20 protein-coding genes are annotated in these 21178 nt (G+C 64.4%); 14 read left to right on the forward strand and 6 right to left on the reverse strand.

What is annotated here, in order from left to right; translation table 11 throughout:
• Positions 1-52 precede the first annotated feature (52 nt).
• The gene (locus tag PW947_RS26300; RefSeq protein ID WP_299635303.1) at positions 53-622 is read right to left on the reverse strand and encodes a hypothetical protein; all 570 of its coding nucleotides are present in this window, start codon (positions 620-622) and stop codon (positions 53-55) included.
• A gap of 274 nt (positions 623-896) precedes the next feature.
• Here PW947_RS26300 and PW947_RS26305 point away from each other — a divergent pair, with 274 nt between their 5' ends.
• The 10 genes from PW947_RS26305 (at position 897) to iscX (ending at position 8095) form a co-directional block, all read left to right on the forward strand.
• Positions 897-1139, forward strand: coding sequence for a hypothetical protein (locus PW947_RS26305; protein ID WP_299635304.1), 243 nt, complete (start codon positions 897-899; stop codon positions 1137-1139).
• 168 nt (positions 1140-1307) lie between these two features.
• On the forward strand, positions 1308-1805 hold the full coding sequence (locus PW947_RS26310) for a low molecular weight protein-tyrosine-phosphatase (protein ID WP_299635305.1): 498 nt from the start codon (positions 1308-1310) through the stop codon (positions 1803-1805).
• Positions 1806-1981: 176 nt separating this feature from the next.
• Positions 1982-2512 carry a Fe-S cluster assembly transcriptional regulator IscR gene (gene iscR, locus PW947_RS26315; RefSeq protein WP_299635306.1) on the forward strand — a complete coding sequence of 177 codons (531 nt, stop codon included), beginning with the start codon at positions 1982-1984 and terminating at the stop codon, positions 2510-2512.
• 72 nt (positions 2513-2584) lie between these two features.
• On the forward strand, positions 2585-3808 hold the full coding sequence (locus tag PW947_RS26320; RefSeq protein WP_299635307.1) for an IscS subfamily cysteine desulfurase: 1224 nt from the start codon (positions 2585-2587) through the stop codon (positions 3806-3808).
• A gap of 63 nt (positions 3809-3871) precedes the next feature.
• On the forward strand, positions 3872-4282 hold the full coding sequence (gene iscU, locus PW947_RS26325) for a Fe-S cluster assembly scaffold IscU (RefSeq protein ID WP_299635308.1): 411 nt from the start codon (positions 3872-3874) through the stop codon (positions 4280-4282).
• Positions 4283-4475: 193 nt separating this feature from the next.
• Entirely contained in the window at positions 4476-4799 is a 324-nt protein-coding gene (gene iscA, locus PW947_RS26330) for an iron-sulfur cluster assembly protein IscA (RefSeq protein WP_299635309.1), read from the forward strand.
• A gap of 113 nt (positions 4800-4912) precedes the next feature.
• A complete protein-coding gene (gene hscB, locus PW947_RS26335; protein WP_299635310.1) occupies positions 4913-5440 on the forward strand; it encodes a Fe-S protein assembly co-chaperone HscB in 528 nt (175 codons plus the stop codon).
• A gap of 166 nt (positions 5441-5606) precedes the next feature.
• Positions 5607-7478 carry a Fe-S protein assembly chaperone HscA gene (hscA, locus tag PW947_RS26340; RefSeq protein ID WP_299635311.1) on the forward strand — a complete coding sequence of 624 codons (1872 nt, stop codon included), beginning with the start codon at positions 5607-5609 and terminating at the stop codon, positions 7476-7478.
• Between the two features lie 61 nt (positions 7479-7539).
• Positions 7540-7881 (forward strand): ISC system 2Fe-2S type ferredoxin, encoded by a 342-nt coding sequence (fdx, locus tag PW947_RS26345; RefSeq protein WP_299635312.1) that lies wholly within the window; start codon positions 7540-7542, stop codon positions 7879-7881.
• Between the two features lie 16 nt (positions 7882-7897).
• Entirely contained in the window at positions 7898-8095 is a 198-nt protein-coding gene (iscX, locus tag PW947_RS26350) for a Fe-S cluster assembly protein IscX (RefSeq protein WP_299635313.1), read from the forward strand.
• 98 nt (positions 8096-8193) lie between these two features.
• On the opposite strand, the gene PW947_RS26355 is transcribed toward iscX, so the two are convergent.
• The 5 genes from PW947_RS26355 to PW947_RS26375 form a co-directional block, all read right to left on the reverse strand.
• Positions 8194-8889, reverse strand: coding sequence for a glycine zipper 2TM domain-containing protein (locus PW947_RS26355; RefSeq protein WP_299635314.1), 696 nt, complete (start codon positions 8887-8889; stop codon positions 8194-8196).
• Positions 8890-9224: 335 nt separating this feature from the next.
• Complete coding sequence (gene lysS / locus PW947_RS26360) at positions 9225-10751, reverse strand: lysine--tRNA ligase (protein WP_299635315.1); 1527 nt, start codon at positions 10749-10751, stop codon at positions 9225-9227.
• Between the two features lie 253 nt (positions 10752-11004).
• Positions 11005-12109 (reverse strand): peptide chain release factor 2 gene (prfB, locus tag PW947_RS26365; protein ID WP_299635316.1). Its coding sequence is split into 2 segments (ribosomal slippage): positions 11005-12027 and positions 12029-12109, totalling 1104 coding nucleotides; the frame shifts between segments, so codons are not numbered across the junction.
• Between the two features lie 130 nt (positions 12110-12239).
• Positions 12240-13955, reverse strand: a complete 1716-nt coding sequence (gene recJ, locus PW947_RS26370; protein WP_299635317.1) for a single-stranded-DNA-specific exonuclease RecJ — start codon at positions 13953-13955, stop codon at positions 12240-12242.
• Positions 13956-14030: 75 nt separating this feature from the next.
• Complete coding sequence (locus tag PW947_RS26375) at positions 14031-15149, reverse strand: regulator (protein ID WP_299635318.1); 1119 nt, start codon at positions 15147-15149, stop codon at positions 14031-14033.
• A 342-nt stretch (positions 15150-15491) separates the two neighbouring features.
• On the opposite strand from PW947_RS26375, the gene PW947_RS26380 reads away from it, so the two are divergent.
• From PW947_RS26380 to PW947_RS26395, 4 genes are all read left to right on the forward strand, one after another.
• Positions 15492-16745 (forward strand): lipoprotein-releasing ABC transporter permease subunit, encoded by a 1254-nt coding sequence (locus PW947_RS26380; protein ID WP_299635319.1) that lies wholly within the window; start codon positions 15492-15494, stop codon positions 16743-16745.
• Positions 16746-16800: 55 nt separating this feature from the next.
• Entirely contained in the window at positions 16801-17514 is a 714-nt protein-coding gene (gene lolD / locus PW947_RS26385) for a lipoprotein-releasing ABC transporter ATP-binding protein LolD (RefSeq protein WP_299635320.1), read from the forward strand.
• A 39-nt stretch (positions 17515-17553) separates the two neighbouring features.
• The gene (locus PW947_RS26390; protein ID WP_299635321.1) at positions 17554-18342 is read left to right on the forward strand and encodes a TatD family hydrolase; all 789 of its coding nucleotides are present in this window, start codon (positions 17554-17556) and stop codon (positions 18340-18342) included.
• A gap of 119 nt (positions 18343-18461) precedes the next feature.
• Positions 18462-21089 carry a DNA internalization-related competence protein ComEC/Rec2 gene (locus PW947_RS26395; protein WP_299635322.1) on the forward strand — a complete coding sequence of 876 codons (2628 nt, stop codon included), beginning with the start codon at positions 18462-18464 and terminating at the stop codon, positions 21087-21089.
• Positions 21090-21178 lie beyond the last annotated feature (89 nt).

The raw sequence follows: 21178 nt of genomic DNA on the forward strand, positions 1-21178 counted from the left end.
TTTGCCAGGCAAATAAAAAACCGGACACCCTTACAGGTTGTCCGGTTTTCTTTTAGTGGTCGTGGGAGCGGTCGTTGGCGGTGCTGTTGCCGCCGCCGTTGCCCCGATTGCCGCCACCTCCACCGTTGCCGCGGCCGCCGCCGTTATTGCCTTGCTGCTGCGGCTGTGGCTGTTGTTGCGGACGAGCCTGCTGTGCCTGCGGCGGTGGATTGCCGCCGCCAGGGCCGCCGCTCACGGCCGGTGCTCCGCCGTGCCAGCCGCCACCCGACGGTCCGCCCGCGCGCGGCGGCGGATTGCCCTGATTACCCTGATTACCTTGATTGCCGCCGCCGTGCGGGCCGCCATTGTTAGGCGGCGGACGTCGCGAGTCATAGTCCGGCCGTCCACGATATCCGGGGCCGTATCCGCGATACGGGTACGTGTCGTAATACGCCGGGCCCGAATAGCCGCCGACGCCGTAATACGCATCCGGTTGCACAACTGCGCCGCCGTATGCACCGCCATACGCGCCGTCGTAGGCATCGCCATAACCCGGCGCGCCGTACGGCACGCCCACGCAGCCGCCGAGCAACAGAGTTCCCAGCGCGCCCGCAACACCCAAAAAACAGCTGAATCGTTTCATTAGTCGTATCACCACGAGACATTACATATCGATTAAGACAGCTTTCGACGCGATTTGTCTCGTGATGCTTTGTAGTAGTTTGTAAAGTTTGTAGCGGCCGTACGCTACCACAGCGCGTCGGGCATCGCTTCGGCCGTTGCGATAGGCATTGTTTATCAGGACGCAACGCAGTGTCTCAGTTCAACGGGTTTATCCCCATTGCTGCGTCCTCTATCATCTCGAATGGGCAAATTGGGTCACAAGCTCATGCGCCTTTAACGGGAAATCAACCATCATGAAAAAGACAATAGTGGTGTACTGGCCCTTGGCCATCGTGCTGTCGCTGGCTGCGGCGGCGCTTATCCATATCTGTGGCGATGTCGTGGCGCGCGCACATCAGGCGCCGCTCGCGGCGGACGAAGTGACGGCGCAGCTCGCGCGCGCGATTTCGTTCGGTCTCGTGGACGACGAAGCCGTCGCGGCGATCAAGCCGAGTTCGGCGCCGACCGGCATGTCGTCAGCGGCAACGACGCTGTAATGCGCGTCGCGGCGGATGTCGCCTGGCCGGCCCGCACTGGCGCGGACGCGAAACGTCCCCACAGCGGGTAAGGGCAACTGGCGTCTCGTCGGCGCGCTTTCAGACGCCTTTGTATAATCGCGGCACTTTCTGCCAACCGATGCGGACATTTCGCATTCGCTGCCTCTGATGAAAACGCTCGCGATCCTCTTCGTCTGTCTCGGGAACATCTGCCGTTCGCCGACTGCCGAGGGTGTGATGCGTCGCCTTGTGGCCGACGCGGGGCTGGCGGAGCGCATCGCGATCGATTCGGCCGGCACCGGTAACTGGCATATCGGCGCAGCACCCGACGAGCGCGCGCAGCACGCGGGCCGTCAGCGCGGCTACGAACTTGCCGAGTTGCGCGGCCGCCAGATCGGCGCTGTCGATTTCGAACGCTTCGACTTCGTGATTGCGATGGACGACGCCAACGTTGCCGCATTGCGCGCGGTCTGTCCGCCGTCGCAGCGCGACCGCATCCATCTGCTGATGGAATTCGTGCCGGCATCGGATCAGCGCTTCAATGGCACGCGCGAAGTCGCCGATCCGTATTTCGGCGGCGCTGCGGGTTTCGAAACGGTGCTCGATCAATGCGAGGCCGCCTGCGCGGGGCTGATCGAGACGCTGCGTCCGCGCCTCGTTGCCTGACAGGGCTTTCACGCGGCGGTTCGGCGTACGTCAAGGCTTGTCCCGCACGCGCAGCGGAACGCGCCAGAACACCTTGTCACAATTAAGTAATTGACCCAGATGGCGTCAGGGATACTTGACTAATTCAGTCATGTATTTATACTTGACGAAAATTGTCGAGAATAGTGATCCCCATCATGAGACTCACCACGAAAGGCCGTTTCGCCGTCACGGCGATGATTGACCTGGCACTGCGCCAGGAGCAGGGCCCGGTGACGCTCGCGGGTATCAGCCAGCGTCAGCATATTTCGCTTTCCTACCTCGAACAGCTGTTTGGCAAGTTGCGTCGCCACGAAATCGTGGAGTCGGTGCGCGGGCCGGGCGGCGGCTACAACCTCGCGCGCCGTGCCGAAAACGTCACGGTGGCGGACATCATCATCGCCGTCGATGAGCCGCTCGACGCCACCCAGTGCGGTGGCAAGGGCTCGTGCGAAGGCACCAAGCAGCACGACGGCCACTGCATGACGCACGAACTCTGGTCTACGCTGAATCAGAAGATGGTCGAGTACCTGGATTCGGTGTCGCTCAAAGATCTCGTCGATCAGCAACGCTCGCGCGAAGGCGCGCCTGCCGTGCTGCGCGACCGTCGCAGCGAAACGGCCGCGGCGGAACCCGCCCGCGCCGCGCCGCTCGGCCCGAACTCAGTATTCAATATGGCCGGTTCATAGGCGTCGCACCCAAGCCATAAGCGCGCAACCTTGAATCAGAAGCCAAGCATAGAACGTCCCCCGGAGCGATTGATGAACAACGATATTCCCCACCTGCCCATTTACATGGACTACAGCGCCACGACGCCGGTCGATCCGCGCGTGGTGGACAAGATGATCCCGTACCTGCGTGAACAGTTCGGCAATCCGGCGTCGCGTAGTCACGCCTACGGCTGGGATGCGGAGCGGGCGGTCGAAGAAGCGCGCGAGAACGTCGCGGCGCTGGTTCACGCCGATCCGCGCGAAATCGTCTGGACCTCGGGCGCGACGGAGTCGAACAACCTGGCCATCAAGGGTGCGGCGCACTTCTACAAGGGCAAGGGCAAGCACATCATCACCGTGAAGACCGAGCACAAGGCTGTGCTGGACACCACGCGTGAGCTGGAGCGCGAAGGCTTCGAAGTCACGTATCTGGACGTCAAGGACGACGGCCTGCTCGACCTCGACGTGTTCAAGGCGGCGATCCGCCCGGACACGATTCTCGTGTCGGTGATGCACGTGAACAATGAAATCGGCGTGGTTCAGGATATCGCCGCGATCGGCGAGATCACGCGTGAGAAGGGCATCATTTTCCACGTCGATGCCGCGCAAGCGACCGGCAAGGTCGAGATCGACCTGCAAAAGCTGAAGGTCGACCTGATGTCGTTCTCGGCGCACAAGACGTACGGCCCGAAGGGCATCGGCGCGCTGTTCGTGCGTCGCAAGCCGCGTATCCGCATCGAAGCGCAGATGCACGGCGGCGGTCACGAGCGCGGCATGCGTTCGGGCACGCTGGCCACGCACCAGATCGTCGGAATGGGCGAAGCGTTCCGCATCGCACGCGAAGAAATGGCGACGGAAAACGAACGCATCCGCATGCTGCGCGACCGTCTGCTGCGCGGCCTGTCGGAAATGGAAGAAACCTATGTGAACGGCGACATGGACCATCGTGTGCCGCACAACCTGAACATCAGCTTCAACTTCGTCGAAGGCGAGTCGCTGATCATGGCGGTGAAGGACGTGGCGGTATCGTCGGGTTCGGCGTGCACGTCGGCGTCGCTGGAACCGTCTTACGTGCTGCGCGCGCTGGGTCGCAACGACGAACTCGCGCATAGCTCGATCCGTTTCACGGTCGGCCGTTTCACGACCGAGCAGGATGTCGATTACGTGATCAATCTGCTGAAAAGCAAGATTGCGAAGCTGCGCGATCTGTCGCCGCTTTGGGAAATGTACAAGGACGGCATCGATATCTCGACCATCCAGTGGGCCGCGCACTAAGCGCCTCCCGCACGACGTCGAATCGAATAGAACGCAGCTTCAACCGAATCAAGGAGTGTCATCATGGCTTATAGCGACAAGGTTCTGGATCACTACGAAAACCCGCGCAACGTCGGTTCGTTCGCGAAAGACGACGACGCAGTTGGCACCGGCATGGTCGGCGCACCGGCTTGCGGCGACGTGATGAAGTTGCAGATCCGCGTGGGCGCGGACGGCATCATCGAAGACGCGAAGTTCAAGACGTACGGCTGCGGTTCGGCCATCGCGTCCAGCTCGCTCGTCACCGAATGGGTGAAGGGCAAGACGCTGGATCAGGCAATGTCCATCAAGAACACGCATATCGCCGAAGAACTCGCGCTGCCGCCGGTCAAGATTCACTGCTCGATCCTCGCGGAAGACGCGATCAAGGCAGCGGTTGCAGACTACAAGCAGCGCCACGGCGAAACCGTCGCGGCAGACGGTCAGACGGCTTAAGCTTTTTGGCCCGAGACCCGGACGCCGCTTGAAATCAGTCCCTTCGGGCGGCATCTGCAGGTTGTAGGCGGGACGGCACGCAAGCGCATCGTGCGTCGTCCGGCATGAGCGATATTTGACGCAGGCAGGGCGGCGGCGCAGCAGACGCGAACAGCGTCATTCACGCGGGCGCCGCGGCACAATGAGAAACGCTATGGCAATTACGTTGACCGAAAAGGCAGCACAGCACGTCCAGAAGTATTTGATCCGGCGCGGTAAAGGCGTCGGTCTTCGGCTCGGCGTGCGCACGACCGGATGCTCGGGTCTGGCCTACAAGCTCGAATACGTGGACGAACTGGCGTCGGAAGATCAGGTCTTCGAATGCAATGGCGTGAAGATCATCGTCGATCCGAAAAGCCTCGCGTATATCGACGGCACCGAACTCGACTTCGCACGCGAAGGGTTGAACGAAGGCTTCAAGTTCAACAACCCGAACGTGAAAGACGAGTGCGGTTGCGGCGAATCGTTCCGCGTATAAATCCGCGGCGGGCGGGAAAAAGGCGGCGCGTGCCGCCTTTTTGATTTTTGACGTCGTGCATGAGGTTGCATTTCGCAGCCGGTTTGCGCGCTTTGAACGGACTCTGTGCGCCGATGGCCTCGCTGAACGACAGCCACTTCGAACTTTTCAATCTGCCGGCGCAATTCGCGCTCGACACGCCCACGCTCGATCACGCGTACCGCACGGTTCAGGCGCAAGTGCACCCCGACCGTTTTGCTGCCGCCGGCGACGCGCAAAAGCGCGTGGCGATGCAATGGGCGACGCGTGCGAACGAGGCGTACCAGACGCTGCGCGATCCGCTCAAACGCGCCACGTATCTGCTGGCTTTGCGCGATATCGATGTCGGCGCCGAGAACAACACGGCGATGGAACCGGCGTTCCTGATGCAGCAGATGGAATGGCGCGAAGGCATCGAAGACGCAGCGGCCGCGAAAAACGTCGATGCGCTCGATGCGCTGCTCGTCGAGCTTCGCGGTGAAGAACGCGCGCGCTTCGATAAACTGGCGGCGCTGCTCGACAGCGGCGCGAACGCCGCGGCGAGCGAAGCGGTGCGCCAGTTGATGTTTATCGAACGCGTCGCCGCGGAGATCAGCGCGCAGATCGACCGGCTCGAAGACTGATTGAACCCGGTCCGCGCGCCAGCCGCACGCACGCATCCCGCGCGAACATCACGCGTCAGAGTACGAGCGCAGCATACGTAGCCAGCCAGCGAACCCAGCCGCCAGCATTCCCCAGCAACGCGAATCAATCAGGAAGGGGCCGAACGCGCCCCGAAGAAGAATCCAGATGGCCCTACTGCAAATTTCCGAACCCGGCATGGCGACGGCGCCGCATCAGCGGCGTCTCGCGGTCGGTATCGATCTCGGCACCACCAATTCCCTCGTCGCTGCCGTGCGTAGCGGTTCCCCGGACGTGTTGCCCGACGAAGACGGCCATATGCTGCTGCCGTCGGTCGTGCGCTATCTGGAGAAGGGCGGCCGCCGTATCGGCCGCACGGCGAAGGCCGAGGCGGCAAGCGATCCGCGCAACACCATCGTTTCGGTGAAACGCTTCATGGGACGCGGCAAGAGCGAAGTCGAAGGCGCGGAGAACGCACCGTACGACTTCGTCGACGCGCCCGGCATGGTGCAGATCCGCACGATCGACGGCATCAAAAGCCCGGTCGAAGTGTCCGCCGAAATCCTCGCCACCTTGCGTCAGCGCGCCGAAGACACGCTCGGCGACGACCTGGTCGGCGCGGTGATCACGGTGCCCGCGTATTTCGACGAAGCGCAGCGCCAGGCCACCAAAGACGCCGCGCGTCTCGCCGGCCTCAACGTGCTGCGTCTGCTGAACGAACCGACGGCCGCCGCGATCGCGTACGGTCTCGACAACGGCTCCGAAGGCCTGTTCGCCGTCTACGATCTGGGCGGCGGCACGTTCGACCTGTCTATCCTCAAGCTGACCAAGGGCGTCTTCGAAGTGCTGGCGGCGGGCGGCGATTCCGCGCTCGGCGGCGACGACTTCGATCACGCGCTGTATCGCCACGTGCTGACGCAAGCGGGCATCGCAGCGGCCACGCTCGCGCCCGAAGACGTCCGGCTGTTGCTCGACGCTGTCCGCGTGACGAAGGAAGCGCTGTCGGATGCACCGGCCGCTGCGTTGAACGTGACGCTGTCGAACGGCACGACGATCGATCAGACAATCGACGAAGCGAGCTTCGAGGCGATCACGCAGGCGCTGGTTCAGCGCACACTCGGTCCGACGAAGAAGGCGCTGCGCGACGCGAAGGTGACGCCCGCTGAAATCAAGGGCGTGGTGCTGGTCGGCGGCGCGACGCGCATGCCGGTGGTGCGCCGCGCCGTGGAAACATTCTTCGGCCAGCCGCCGCTGATCAATCTCGATCCAGACCAGGTGGTCGCGCTCGGCGCGGCGATCCAGGCCGATCTGCTCGCGGGCAACCGCAGCGCGGACGGCGAAGACTGGTTGCTGCTCGACGTGATTCCGCTGTCGCTCGGCGTCGAAACGATGGGCGGTCTGACGGAAAAGATCATCCCGCGCAATTCGACGATTCCGGTCGCGCGTGCGCAGGACTTCACCACGTTTAAAGACGGGCAGACGGCGATGGCGATCCACGTCGTGCAAGGCGAACGCGAACTGGTGAGCGATTGCCGCTCGCTCGCGCGCTTCGAGTTGCGCGGCATTCCGCCGATGGCCGCCGGCGCTGCGCGCATCCGCGTGACCTATCAGGTCGATGCGGATGGCCTGTTGTCGGTGTTCGCGCGCGAACAGTTGTCGGGCGTCGAGGCGTCGGTGGTGGTCAAGCCGTCGTATGGTCTCGCCGACGACGACATCGCGAAAATGCTCGAAGACAGTTTCACGACCGCTGAAGTCGATATGCGCGCCCGCGCGCTGCGCGAAGCGCAGGTCGAGGCGCGTCGCGTGATCGAAGCGACCGATAGCGCGCTCGCCGCCGATGCCGAACTGCTCGACGACAGCGAACGTGCCGCACTCGACAGCTTGCTCGACGCGCTGCGCAAGCTCACGGACAGCGACGACGCCGACACGATCGAAACCGCCACCAAGGCGCTGGCCGAAGGGACGGACGAATTCGCCGCGCGCCGGATGAACAAGGGCATCCGCCGCGCACTCGCCGGCAAGAAGCTCGACGAGATTTAAATTAGTAAAATGGTATCGCGCCGGAAGCCGGCCGCCGTACCTCAGATAAAACGGAAACCGTATGCCTCAAATCGTTGTGCTGCCCCATGTCGAACTGTGCCCGGAAGGCGCGGTGATCGACGCCGTGCCGGGCAAGAGCGTCTGCGACAGCCTGCTCGAACATGGCATCGAAATCGAGCATGCGTGTGAGAAATCGTGCGCGTGCACGACGTGTCACGTGATCGTGCGTGAGGGTTTCGCCGCGTTGACGCCATCCGAGGAAGACGAGGACGATCTGCTGGACAAGGCGTGGGGTCTCGAACCCGAATCGCGTCTGTCCTGCCAGGCTATCGTTCCCGAAGAGGCCGATCTGGTGGTCGAAATTCCGCGTTACACGATCAACCACGCGAAGGAGAATCACTAACAGGAGGCGAGCAGCCATGAAGTGGACCGACACGCAAGACATCGCGATGGCCCTGACGGACAAGCACCCGGAAGTGGACCCACAACAGATCCGCTTTACCGATCTGCATAAGTGGGTGACGGATCTGGAAGGTTTCGACGACGATCCCAGCCGCTCGAACGAAAAGATCCTCGAAGCGATCCAGACTGCGTGGATCGAAGACGCGGATTACTGAGCGGTTCACGTTGATCCGCCAAAGATAGAAAAAGGCGATTTCCCGGAAGGGAAATCGCCTTTTTTTCGTTGCGGCTCAGGAATTCGCGCGGATGCGTGTCAGCCCGCCGCGACCAGCGTGCCATTCTCGATGCGCACGCGTTGACTTTGGGCGAACGGCGGCGCTTCGTGATACGTGAAATAACGGGTCTTGCCGCCTTCCATATGCACGCGCACCGAGTACGACGTCGTACTGCGGATGTGTTTTTCGACCGAGTTCCCGGCCAGACCGCCGCCGACCGCGCCGAGCAGTGTCATCGCGGTCCGTCCGCCGCCGCTGCCGAACTGATTGCCGACGACGCCACCCGCCACCGCACCGCCAACCGCACCGATCCCGGTGCCGTGGCCTTCCTGCTTGACTGCGGAAATCGCGACCACGGTGCCGCACGTCGAGCAATACGACGGCGCGGCCGGTTGCGGCTGTTGCGCGTACTGCGGCGCGGGTTGTGCGGGCGCCTGTTGCGTCGGCGCCGGTTCCGGCGTGCGTGCGGCTTGGGTCGCTTGCGCCTGCTGTTGCTGCGCTTGCTGCTGTTGCGCGTACGTCGACGGGTTCGCCGAGTCTACGACCGGCTGCGACGCGATCTGCGCCGATTGCGTCTGGTCGGTTTGCGCGCCATTGCTCGACGCTTTCGGAAATAGACCGGTGACGGCCGCCGTCGCGGCGAGACTGGCGATGATGACCGCACCGGCCGCCGTGGCGACGAGCGGATGAAGGCGGCGAGTGGGCGCGGGCTTTTGATCGACTGGATTGTTCATGGTTGGCCTCCGTCTAGGCAGAGTCGAGTGTTATCTCGCTCAAGTGTCCGGGATTCCGGGGTGAGCAGGGTTTCAACTTGTAACCGAAATCGGCGCGCGTCGTCCGTGCTGTGTACACGCCCGGCCGGAACCTCAGGCGGGCCGGGATTTTCCGGGCGCCCGGCTGGCGGGCGCTGCGCGGAGGTTCCGCAGCTTTTACCGATGGTTACAAAGCCTTGCGGGCTTTTGTCCGTCCATGCTCACCAACGATGTAGCAATAAAAAAGCCCGGCGCGCGGCCGGGCTTTTTTTCGTCTGCGAAAGACCGCCTGAAAAGGGCGGTGCAGCACGCGATTGTCAGTCTTCGCGACGCAGATGCGGGAACAGGATCACATCGCGGATATTTGCGCTGTCCGTCAGCAGCATGATCAGACGGTCGATGCCGATCCCGCAGCCACCGGCGGGCGGCATGCCGTATTCGAGCGCGCGAATGTAGTCGGCGTCGTAGAACATCGCTTCTTCGTCGCCGGCGTCTTTCTGATCGACCTGCTTCTGGAAGCGCGCGGCCTGATCTTCCGGATCGTTCAGCTCCGAGAAGCCGTTGGCGATCTCGCGACCCGTGATGAACAGTTCGTAACGCTCGGTGATGCCCGGCACCGTGTCCGATTCGCGCGCGAGCGGCGACACTTCGATCGGGTAATCGATGATGAAGGTCGGCTCCCACAATTGCGATTCGGCGGTTTCCTCGAACAGCGCGAGTTGCAGCGCGCCGATGCCCGCGTTCAGGAATTGCGGCTGCGACGCGTCCACACCGAACTTCTTCAGTTCGACGCGCAGGAAATCGCCGTCGGCCAGTTGCGCGTCCGTGTATTGCGGCGCGTATTTCTGGATGGCTTGCGTGATCGTCAGCCGATGGAACGGCTTCGCCAGATCCAGCTCGCGGCCCTGATACGTGATCGACGCGCTGCCGAGCGAATCGACCGCCGCCTGGCGGATCAACGCTTCGGTGAAGTCCATCAGCCACTTGTAATCGGTGTAGGCCGCGTAGTACTCGATCATCGTGAACTCGGGGTTGTGCCGGACCGACACGCCTTCGTTACGGAAATTGCGGTTGATCTCGAACACGCGCTCGAAGCCGCCGACCACCAGCCGCTTCAGGTACAGCTCCGGCGCGATACGCAGGAACATCTGCATATCGAGCGCGTTGTGGTGCGTGGTGAACGGCTTGGCCGCCGCGCCGCCGGGAATCGGGTGCAGCATCGGCGTTTCGACTTCCATGAAGTCGGCGTCGGCCATGTATTTGCGGATCGACGCGATCGCCTTGGTGCGCGCGACGAAAGTCTTGCGGGTATCCGGCGTGACGATCAGATCGACGTAGCGCTGGCGATAGCGCATTTCCTGGTCGGACAGACCGTGGAACTTGTCGGGCAACGGACGCAGCGACTTCGACAGCAGACGCAACTCCGTGCAACGCACCGACAGCTCGCCCTTGTTGGTGCGGAACAGCACGCCGCGCGCGGCGACGATATCGCCCAGATCCCACTTCTTGAACGCGTCGTAGATGTCCTGGCCGACGTCGGCGGGCGTGATGAAGAACTGGATCTGACCCGAACCGTCGCGCACCGTCGCGAAGCTTGCCTTGCCCATCACGCGCTTGAGCATCATCCGGCCGGCGATGGCGACCTGAAGCGGATTCGCCTCGAGCGCTTCCTTGTCGGTGTCGGCGTACTGGGTTTGCAGATCGGCGGCGTGGTGGGTCGGACGGAAGTCGTTCGGATAGGCGATGCCCTGTTCACGCAACGCGCGCAGTTTTTCACGGCGCTCGGTGATGATCTGGTTTTCGTCCAGTTCGGTGACGGCGTTCGTCTGGGTCGGTTCGGTCATGGTGGTTCGTATTCGGTGGTGACGGTGAGCGGCTCACGCGCCGGTTTCGCTGGAGGCGTGCTTGCGGATGTGCGGCTTCGGGCTGTCCAGCGCTCGCGTGGCGCCCGGTGCGTGGAAACGCGGGCAGCGCCAGGCGCACGAGATGGACACGCTGCGCGAACGGGACGCGCGGTGCAACGGACTGCAAAAACGGCGGACGCGCAATGTGTGACCGGAGCGGCGGCGGCGATGCAGGCCGCCGCGCTCCCGGCGCTTACACGCCCTGTTTCAGGCTCGCGCTGATGAACGGATCGAGATCGCCGTCCAGCACGCTCTTCGTGTTGCTGATTTCAACGTTGGTGCGCAAATCCTTGATACGGCTGTTATCGAGCACGTACGAGCGGATCTGATGGCCCCAGCCCACATCGGTCTTGCCGGCTTCGAGGCGGTCCTGCTCTTCCTGACGCTTGCGGATTTCCGCTTCGTACAGGCGCGACTTCAGCATGGCCATTGCTTCGGCGCGGTTGCGGTGCTGCGAACGGTCGTTCTGGCACTGCACGACGATGCCCGACGGCATGTGCGTGATACGCACGGCGGAATCGGTCTTGTTGATGTGCTGACCGCCCGCGCCTGACGCACGATACGTGTCGATGCGCAGATCGGCCGGGTTGACGTCCACTTCGATCGAATCGTCGATTTCCGGATACACGAACACCGACGAGAACGACGTATGACGGCCGCCCGACGAATCGAACGGCGACTTGCGCACGAGGCGGTGCACGCCGGTTTCGGTGCGCAAAAAGCCGTATGCGTATTCGCCTTCGATCTTGATCGTCGCGTTCTTGATGCCGGCGACGTCGCCTTCGGTTTCTTCGAGCACTTCGGTCTTGAAGCCCTTGCGCTCGCAGTAACGCAAATACTGACGCAGCAGCATCGACGCCCAGTCGCACGCTTCGGTGCCGCCGGCGCCCGCCTGGATGTCGAGGAACGCGTTGTTCGGATCGGCCGGTTTGGAGAACATCCGGCGGAATTCCATGTCGGCGACGCGTGCTTCGAGGCCGGCCGCGTCGCTTTCACACGAGATCAGCGTGTCTTCGTCGGCTTCCTCGCGCGCCATCTCGAACAGATCCTGCGTATCGCGCAGGTCGGTGTCGAGCGCGTTCAGCTTGCCGACGACGTCGTCGAGCAGCTTCTTTTCACGACCGAGCGCTTGCGCGTGCTTCGAGTCGTTCCAGACGTTCGGGTCTTCGAGTTCCTGATTGACTTCGATCAGACGTATCGACTTGTTATCGTAGTCAAAGATACCCCCGTAGCTCGCCCGCGCGATGGCGCAGGTCTGCCAGAGAGGCTTCGATCGCATTGAGACGTTCCGCTTCCATATCGATCTAGTTCGGCTTTCTTGAAAAGGGGAAATTATAGCCGATCGGAGGGCGCCGCCGGGCGCATGAGCGCGCCGCGGCGGCGGATCGAAGCAGGATTTCGCCGCTTTTCGGCGTGGTTTGACGCCGTTCAGGCGGCTGCGTGCTCGACGATCAGTTGCACGCGCGACACGCCGTTCCACGTATCGCTCGACAACCGGTACGCGACGGTCGTGCGGGCCGGCAGCAGGTCGGTGTGGTTGAACCAGATTGCATTGAAACGCTGACGGCCGCGCAGCAGTTGCAGCTTCAGATGCTTGTCCTTGACCAGCGCCTGCGACGCGATGTCGAATTCGCCGGAAAAAACCGGCGCAGGGAAGCCTTGTCCCCACACGGCGGCGTCGAGCATTTCGACGAATTGCGGCGTGAAATACGCGTCTTCGAGGTCGCCGTCGGTTTCGACCGTGCGCGCGAGCGCGTCGTCGGACAGCCATTCGCGTCCGACCGCCTCGAACGCGGCCGTGAAGCGCGGCACGTCGGCGGCGGCCAGCGTGAGGCCGGCGGCCATCGCGTGACCGCCGAACTTGACGATCATGCCGGGTTCGCGCTTCGAGATCAGGTCGAGCGCGTCGCGCAGATGGAAGCCGGGGATCGAGCGGCCGGAACCTTTGACCAGCACGCCGGTGTCGTCGGCGAGCGCGAAGGTGAACGACGGCCGGTGGAATTTCTCCTTCAGCCGGCCCGCGACGATCCCGATCACGCCCTGGTGCCACGTTTCGTTGAACAGCGTGATGGTGGCGTTGCCGGCGAGGCCGTCGGCGCCAGACAGATCGAGCGACGCCAGATCCTTCAGCGCCTGCGCCTGCATACCGGCCTCGATCTCGCGACGCTCGCGGTTCATCGTGTCCAGTTGCTGCGCGAGGTCCCACGCGCGGCCGATGTCGTCCGTAATCAGGCATTCGATCCCGAGCGACATGTCCGACAGCCGTCCGGCCGCGTTCAGGCGCGGGCCGAGCCCGAAGCCGAGGTCGAAGCCCGACGCGCTGCGCGCATCGCGGGCGGCGGCGCGAAACAGCGCGGCGATGCCAGGCTGCATCTTGCCCTTGCGGATGCGTTGCAGGCCTTGCGCGACCAGCACGCGATTATTGCCGTCGAGCTTGACGACGTCGGCGACGGTGCCGAGCGCGACCAGGTCGAGCAGGCCGTCCAGACGCGGCTCGGGGCGCGCGTCGGAGAAGGCGCCACGGCGGCGCAATTCGGCACGCAACGCGAGCAGCACGTAAAACATCACGCCGACCCCGGCGATGCACTTGCTCGGAAACGTACATTCCGGCTGGTTCGGATTGACGATGGCACGTGCGGCGGGCAATTCGTCGCCGGGCAAGTGATGGTCGGTCACCAGCACGTCGATGCCGAGCGCATTGGCCGCTTCGACGCCGTCGACGCTGGCGATGCCGTTGTCCACCGTGATCAGCATGTCCGGCTTGCGCTGCGCGGCCAGCGCGACGATTTCCGGCGTCAGGCCGTAGCCGTATTCGAAGCGGTTCGGCACCAGATAGTCGATTTGCGCGCCGAACATACGCAGCCCGCGAACCGCGACCGCACACGCGGTCGCGCCGTCGCAGTCGTAGTCGGCGATTACCAGCAGGCGGCGGTTTTGCCCGATTGCGTCGGCGAGCAGCGCGGCAGCGGCGTCGCAGCCTTTCAGCTGCGCGGGCGGCACGAGACGCGCGAGACCGGTTTCGATCTCGTCGGGCTGGCAGACGCCGCGCGACGCGTACAGGCGCGCGAGCACCGGGTGCAGGCCGTGGCGGGTGAGGATTTCTGCGTCGACCGGGGAGCAGGCGCGGGTAACGATTCGGGTCATGCGGTCAGGCCGGAAAACAAGCGGTTTGGTTCGGGTGATGGCGTTCGGTGCGCGCGGCCAGGCCGCGCGTTCGCATCATTCGACGAGCAGCGACGCGAGCATGCGTCGTCGCCAGAATTTGCGCAGATCGGCGCGGGTGACGTTCAGTGTCACCGAGCCGGTGTCGCCGCACAAGGTCAGCGCCAGTTCGTCGAGTTTGCCGTTTTGCAGCGCGGCGAGCGCGGGCGCGAACCAGTTGCGTTCGAGCGCGGCGAACGCGTCGTTCCAGCGGCCCCAGTCCTGTTCGATATAGGGCGTCGAAAACGTCTCGAGTTCGATCAGCGTGGGCAGCGCCGACGCGGTTTCGGCCACGCCCGATTCCAGCGAGTACGCGGCGAACGTGGCGGGCGGCGCGCCTGTGTCGGTGCGCGCGGCGATCGCGAGGCCGAGGGTCGCGGCGGCCTCGGACAGCACCCGGCCGAACGGACTGCGCACCGGTTGCGCCGAGCCTTGCCCGTGGAACCAGATCGAATTCACGGCGGGCAGCCCGCGGGCTTCGCGCGCCTCGTTGACGGGATGTTCGAACCACGCCATCTGCACTTCGTTCTGCAGCTTCATCCACGCGCGCGAGCGTTCGCCCGTATGCGCTTCGTGCGGCAACCAGATTTCGATGTTGCGGCCGCTCGCACGCAGCGGCGACGCGCCGGCGAGCGTGCCGAATGCGTCGCTGGACAGATACCAGCGGGTCGGGCGGGGCGCTTCGAGCGTGACGCCGAGTTCCTCGATCAGCGGACGCGCGACCGCAAGCAGCGCGGCGGCTTCGTCGTCCGGCAGATCCAGCGAAGCGGGATCGATCAGCACCAGATGGTCATGTGCGATACGCACGTGAACCGGCTGCACGCACGCCCAGATTGCGTTGCCGGGGTCGCCGCCGTCGGCGCGCAGCATATAGGGCGCGAGCGGCGCCTCGTCGTTGGCCGCGCCGGTGCCGACGCCTTGCGGCACCGCGCCGAACTGCCGCGCGACCCAGCGTTCGTGCGGCAGCGTGCGCTGAAAATCCTCGCCGATCACCTGTTCGCCGAGCGTCGCGCGGGCCAGCAGCGTGTCGAGCGCGGGTGAGCGGATGCCGTGCAGGGCGGTCGACGCTTCGGCGGCGGCGGGCAGCACGAAGGGCAGCAAAAGATGGAGGCGGTTGGCGTTCATGATGGTCGGCATTGTATGGCAAACTTCGCGCTTGATCGGGACCGATGCGCGGAACCGGCGCGGAGCCGGACGGTGCGCGCATGCGGGATAATGCGCGCACGACCGGGCTTGCGGGACATGCCGGTCGGGGCCGGATGGCGTCGTCGCGAACCACGTATGAAATACCGCGTAATCATGTGTGAGGGCCGCGTGGCGCGGCTTTCGTGGAACCATCAGGGCCGTCCGGAACCCAATACTTACGACGCTCGGGCCTGGGTCACGCATCGTCGGCGGCGCTCCGCCGCTCTCGCCGGTTTTGCCCGTATCGCCGGCATCGACCCGACCACAACAGCGCAACACGCAGAAAGGACTCGCTTGAAATTTCCCTACGAATGGACGATTGGCTGGCGCTACACGCGCGCCGGCAAACGCACGACCGGTAACGGCTTCATCTCGTTCATCGCGCTGGTGTCGATGTCGGGCATCGCGCTCGGCGTCGCGGCGCTGATCGTCGTGCTGTCGGTGATGAACGGGTTTCAGAAGGAAGTGCGCGACCGGATGCTGTCGGTGCTCGCACACGTCGAAATCTTCTCGCCGACCGGTTCGATGCCGAACTGGCAGCAAACCGCACTCGAAGCGCGCCAGAACAAAGAGGTGATCGGCGCGGCGCCGTATGTCGAAGCGCAGGCGCTGCTGACTCGCCAGGACGCCGTCAGCGGCGTGATGCTTCGCGGTGTCGAGCCGTCGCTCGAACCGCAGGTGTCCGACATCGCGAAAGAGATGAAGGGCGGCAAGCTGACCAATCTCGTGCCGGGCGATTTCGGCATCGTGCTGGGCGCGGATCTCGCCACCAATCTCGGCGTGCAGGTCAACGACAAGATCACGCTGGTCGCGCCCGAAGGCACGATGACACCGGCCGGCATGCTGCCGAGGCTCAAGCAGTTCACCGTGGTCGGCGTGTTCGAATCGGGGCATTACGAGTACGACAGCTCGCTCGCGCTGATCAACATCAAGGACGCGCAGGCGCTGTTCCGGCTGCAGGCGCCGACCGGCGTGAGGCTAAGGCTGACCGACATGCAGCGCGCGCCGGAAGTCGCGCATCAACTGGCCCGAACGCTGTCGGGCGACCTGTATATCCGCGACTGGACGCAGCAGAACAAGACGTGGTTCTCGGCCGTGCAGATCGAAAAACGCATGATGTTCATCATCCTGACGTTGATCATCGCGGTGGCGGCGTTCAACCTGGTGTCGTCGCTGGTGATGACCGTGACCAACAAGCAGGCCGACATCGCGATCTTGCGCACGCTCGGTGCACAGCCCGGCTCGATCATGAAGATTTTCGTGGTGCAAGGCGTGACGATCGGGTTCATCGGCACCGCGACGGGCGTTGCGCTCGGCTGTCTGATCGCGTGGAGCATTCCGTGGCTGGTGCCGATGATCGAGCATCTGCTCGGCGTGCAATTCCTGCCGCCGTCCGTGTACTTCATCAGCGAACTGCCGTCGGAACTCGTCCCCGCCGACGTGATCAGGATCGGCCTGATCGCGTTCGTGCTGTCGTCGCTGGCCACGCTGTATCCAAGCTGGCGCGGCGCGAAGGTGCGTCCGGCGGAGGCGCTGCGCTATGAATGATCGCGTGAACGACCGCTTCACTTCATCCAACGAAAAACGATCGACAGCTCAAGCCATGACCGGTGATTCCGCGCCTCATCCCTACGTGCTGGAAGCCACCGGCATTTCGAAAGCGTTCATCCAGGGCGGCCTGAACGTGCAGGTGCTGAACAACACGCAACTGAGCGTGCGGCGCGGCGAAAAGCTGGCCATCGTCGGCGCGTCGGGTTCGGGCAAGAGCACGCTGCTGCATGTGCTCGGCGGCCTCGACGATCCGAGCACCGGCGAAGTGTCGGTGCAGGGCAGGCCGTTCACCAAACTGTCGGAGCGCGAACGCAACGATGTGCGTAATCGTGCACTCGGTTTCGTCTATCAGTTCCATCATCTGCTGCCGGAATTTACCGCGCTCGATAACGTCGCGATGCCGCTGCGGATTCGCCGCATGAGCACCGAAGCCGCGCGCGCCGAAGCGATGGCAACGCTCGAACGGGTCGGGCTTGCGCATCGCGCGAAACATCGGCCGGGCGAGCTGTCGGGCGGCGAGCGTCAGCGCGTCGCGATCGCGCGTGCGCTGGTGACCAAACCGGCGTGCGTGCTCGCCGACGAGCCGACCGGCAATCTCGACGGCGGCACGGCAGATACGGTGTTCAACCTGATGCTCGAACTGTCGCAAACGCTCGATACGAGCTTCGTCATCGTCACGCACGACCCGGACCTCGCCGCGCGCTGTGATCGCACGATGCGTCTGCGTGACGGTGTGCTGTACGAAGAGCCGGTCGTGCCGATCTGAGCAACAGCAACGTTTCACGTTTTTGCGAGGGCTGCGCCGATGTGGATCGACACGCACTGTCACCTGGACGCGGGTGAGTTCGACGCCGACCGCGACGCGGTCGCCGCGAGCGCGCTTGGCGCGGGCGTGTCGCGCATCGTGATTCCGGGCGTCGACCGGTCGAACTTCACGACGGTCCGCGAGCTCGCGCATCGCTTCCCCGGCGGTGCTTACGCGCTCGGCATTCATCCGCTGTTCACACCGAAATCCGCCGACGCCGATCTCGACGTGTTGCGGATGGAAATCGAAGCGTCGCTCGACGATCCGCGCTTCGTCGGCATCGGCGAGATCGGTCTCGATTACTTCGTGCCCGGTCTCGACGACGCGCGTCAGCAGTTCTTCTACAACGAGCAACTGAAGCTCGCGCGTGAGTTCGATCTGCCCGTCATCTGTCATGTACGCAAATCGCAGGATCAAGTGCTGAAAGGGCTGCGGCGCAATCAGGTGCATCGCGGCATCGCGCATGCGTTCAACGGCAGTTTCCAGCAGGCGCAGGCGTATATCGATCACGGCATGCACCTGGGTTTCGGCGGCAACCTTACCTTCGAGCGCGCCCGGCAGATTCGCCGTCTCGCCGAACAGTTGCCGTTCGACGCGATCGTCGTCGAAACCGACGCGCCGGATATCGCGCCGTCGTGGATTTACAAGCAACGCAACTCGCCCGAACAGATTCCGGCGATCGGCAACGGCCTCGCCGAACTGCGCGGCATGGACCCCGCAGCGGTCGCAGTAGGCACAACGGCTAACGCGCACGCCGCGCTGCCGCGGCTGTCGCTTTTGTCTGCATAATCAATCGGTGATTCGCGCCGGGCGGAACACGCCACCGGCGATGCGGCTGCTGTTATCCATTCCCAACCTGCACGCACTTCGTCTGCGCCCGGCTATTGGCATTGCCGGGCGGAGGAAAAATGCGCGCTGTGTTGTGTGGATTTGCGTTGGGCGTGTTTGCGTTGCAGCGTCAGCCGATGTTGCCGGGCGCCCTGGCGTGGTGCGCGCTGGTCGGCGGGTGCGTGGGCGGCGCGGTGCTGGCTGCGTGGCTGTCGCGTGAAAGCGCCGGGGCGGTCGTTTGCGACGCGCACGGGCGCGTGCTGGATCGTATTTTCCGCTTTGGCCGGTGGCGTGTGTGCGTGGTGTGGACGGCACTGTGGACGGCGTCCGCATGCGCAGGTTTCGGCTACGCCGCAGCGCGGGCCGAATGGCGTCTTGTACGCAGCTTGCCGCTCGAATGGGAAGGGCGTTCCATTGGGTTGACGGGCAGCATCAAAGGCTTGCCGTCTCGCGACGAGGCGGGCGGCGCGCGTTTCCTGTTCGTCGTCGATTCGACGCATCCGCGATTGCCCGATTTTCCGCGCATCGTTCAACTGTCGTGGCGTCCGTCCGATGACGGCGTGCCGCCGCCCATACTCGAACCCGGCGCACGCTGGAACCTGACGGCACGGCTCAAGCGGCCGCATGGCAACGCGAACGCCGGTGTGCGCGATCCGGAAGCGGCGCTTCTCGCGCGCAATGTCCGCGCGACGGGCTATGTCGCCGATCTCTCGAGCGCCACACGGCTCGCCGGTCGGGCCACCGGATTCGCGGTCGCGATCGATCGATGGCGCGCGAGCTTGCGCGCGCGGATCGGCGAGGTGCTGGGCGATGCGCCGCATCGCGGGATCGTCGTCGCGCTGTCGGTGGGCGCGCAGGACGACATCCGCGACACCGACTGGCAACTGATGCGCCGCACCGGCACGAGTCATCTGGTGGCGATTTCCGGGCTGCATATCGGCTTTGCCGCAGGACTCGCAGGATGGCTGGCCGGCGCGTTGTGGCGGCGCTCGTGTTTTATCGGCCGCGACTGGCCATTGCGCGTGCCCGCGCCGTATGTCGCGGTCACGGTCGGCGCGCTGTTCGCGGCGGCGCATGCCGCGCTGGCCGGTTTCAACGTGCCGGCACAACGCGCGTTGTGGATGCTCGGCGTGGTGGCGCTGGCCTTCGTCAGCGGACGCAGCGTTGCGTCTTCGCTGGTGCTGGCGTGGGCGTTGGGGCTGGTGCTGCTGATCGACCCGTGGGCGGTGGTGGCGCCCGGTTTCTGGCTGTCGTTCTGTGCGGTCGCAGCGATCCTGTTTGCGTTGTCGGGACGGCCGCGCCGTGTGCACCGGACATCGTCCGACGACACACCGGAGCATGACGTTCGTCTGCCGCTGTTACGCCGTTGGCGCGACGTGTCCGGGCGATGGTGTCGCGCAGGATTCGAGCGCATTCATAGCGCCGCGCACGTGCAGTTCGCGGTGACGATCGCGCTTGCTCCGCTGACCGTCTACTGGTTTTCTCAGATTCCGCTGATCGGACCGCTCGCGAATGCGTTCGCGATTCCGTGGGTCAGTCTGTTCGTCACGCCGGCCGTGCTGACCGGCATTGCGCTGCCGCAACCGCTCGATGCCTATGCGTGGCGCAGCGCGCACGGAATGCTGACGTGGCTCGTGCGCGGTTTGCAGCATGTGTCGGGGCCGTCATGGACGCTGTGGCATGTGGCGCAGCCTGGCGCCTGGACGCTGGCTGCGGCCGCGCTCGGCGTGATCTGGTGCCTGGCGCCGAAGGGCTGGCCGTTGCGCTGGGCCGCGCCGCTGACCTGGCTGCCGCTGTTGATGCCGCCGTCGTCCGCGCCGTCAACGGGGGCGTTCCGTCTGACTGCGCTGGATGTCGGGCAAGGGTCGTCGGTGCTGATCGAAACCGCGCATCACACGCTGTTGTTCGATGCGGGTCCGGGGCCCGAGTCGACACACGCGGGCGAGCGGATCGTCGTGCCGTATCTGCAGGCAAGAGGGATCGACACGCTCGATACGCTGATCGTCAGTCATGCCGACTCCGATCATTCGGGCGGTGCGCCGGCCGTGCTCGATGGGGTCGGGGTGGCGCAACTGCTCGGCGCGTTGCCGCCGGACCATCCGCTGTGGACGCGCGCGCGCACGCTCGGCGCCACCACCGTGCGATGCGTGGCGGGGCAGCGCTGGCAATGGGACGGCGTCGAATTTGCGATGCTCTGGCCGGACGCCGGACCGCTCACCAGCAAGCCGAACGCGCATTGTTGCGTGTTGCGCGTGAAAACCGTGGCGGTAGACACAGCGGACGACGCGGCTGCTCGACGCGACCTCGCGCGCGAGCCTCTAGCCACGCGGCAATCCGTGCCGCGGCAAGCGCCCGAAATTAGCGCGCTGCTCGCCGCCGACATCGAAGCGCCCGCCGAGCGCACGTTGCTCGCCCGCGATCGCGATGCGTTGCGCGCCGACGTGCTGGTCGTGCCGCATCACGGCAGCAGGACGTCGTCGACCGAGCCCTTCCTCGACGCGATCGGGCCGCTCGTCGCGCTATTTCAGGTAGGCTATCGCAACCGTTTTCATCATCCGCAAGCGGGCGTGTTCGAACGTTATCTTGCGCGGAAAATCCCGCTCGCGCGCAGCGATTCCGACGGCGCGGTCAGCATCGATGCGCAGGGCGCAACGCTGTCGATTTCGCGCTATCGCGAGACCCACCGGCGTTACTGGATGGACCGCTGACCGGTTCGTTTCGGTGGCAGCGGGCGCGCTCGGGCGGCCGGTCGAGGTCGGGTCCAGCGCCGCGCGGCATAAAACAGAATGGAGACAAC

Source organism: Paraburkholderia sp. (assembly GCF_028283785.1).
Taxonomy (GTDB): Bacteria; Pseudomonadota; Gammaproteobacteria; order Burkholderiales; family Burkholderiaceae; genus Paraburkholderia.

Coding starts and splice junctions, on each gene's coding strand:
- PW947_RS26300 (WP_299635303.1), bottom strand. CDS start 622: ATGAAACGATTCAGCTGTTTTTTGGGTGTTGCGGGCGCGCTGGGAACT.
- PW947_RS26305 (WP_299635304.1), top strand. CDS start 897: ATGAAAAAGACAATAGTGGTGTACTGGCCCTTGGCCATCGTGCTGTCG.
- PW947_RS26310 (WP_299635305.1), top strand. CDS start 1,308: ATGAAAACGCTCGCGATCCTCTTCGTCTGTCTCGGGAACATCTGCCGT.
- iscR (WP_299635306.1), top strand. CDS start 1,982: ATGAGACTCACCACGAAAGGCCGTTTCGCCGTCACGGCGATGATTGAC.
- PW947_RS26320 (WP_299635307.1), top strand. CDS start 2,585: ATGAACAACGATATTCCCCACCTGCCCATTTACATGGACTACAGCGCC.
- iscU (WP_299635308.1), top strand. CDS start 3,872: ATGGCTTATAGCGACAAGGTTCTGGATCACTACGAAAACCCGCGCAAC.
- iscA (WP_299635309.1), top strand. CDS start 4,476: ATGGCAATTACGTTGACCGAAAAGGCAGCACAGCACGTCCAGAAGTAT.
- hscB (WP_299635310.1), top strand. CDS start 4,913: ATGGCCTCGCTGAACGACAGCCACTTCGAACTTTTCAATCTGCCGGCG.
- hscA (WP_299635311.1), top strand. CDS start 5,607: ATGGCCCTACTGCAAATTTCCGAACCCGGCATGGCGACGGCGCCGCAT.
- fdx (WP_299635312.1), top strand. CDS start 7,540: ATGCCTCAAATCGTTGTGCTGCCCCATGTCGAACTGTGCCCGGAAGGC.
- iscX (WP_299635313.1), top strand. CDS start 7,898: ATGAAGTGGACCGACACGCAAGACATCGCGATGGCCCTGACGGACAAG.
- PW947_RS26355 (WP_299635314.1), bottom strand. CDS start 8,889: ATGAACAATCCAGTCGATCAAAAGCCCGCGCCCACTCGCCGCCTTCAT.
- lysS (WP_299635315.1), bottom strand. CDS start 10,751: ATGACCGAACCGACCCAGACGAACGCCGTCACCGAACTGGACGAAAAC.
- recJ (WP_299635317.1), bottom strand. CDS start 13,955: ATGACCCGAATCGTTACCCGCGCCTGCTCCCCGGTCGACGCAGAAATC.
- PW947_RS26375 (WP_299635318.1), bottom strand. CDS start 15,149: ATGCCGACCATCATGAACGCCAACCGCCTCCATCTTTTGCTGCCCTTC.
- lolD (WP_299635320.1), top strand. CDS start 16,801: ATGACCGGTGATTCCGCGCCTCATCCCTACGTGCTGGAAGCCACCGGC.
- PW947_RS26390 (WP_299635321.1), top strand. CDS start 17,554: ATGTGGATCGACACGCACTGTCACCTGGACGCGGGTGAGTTCGACGCC.
- PW947_RS26395 (WP_299635322.1), top strand. CDS start 18,462: ATGCGCGCTGTGTTGTGTGGATTTGCGTTGGGCGTGTTTGCGTTGCAG.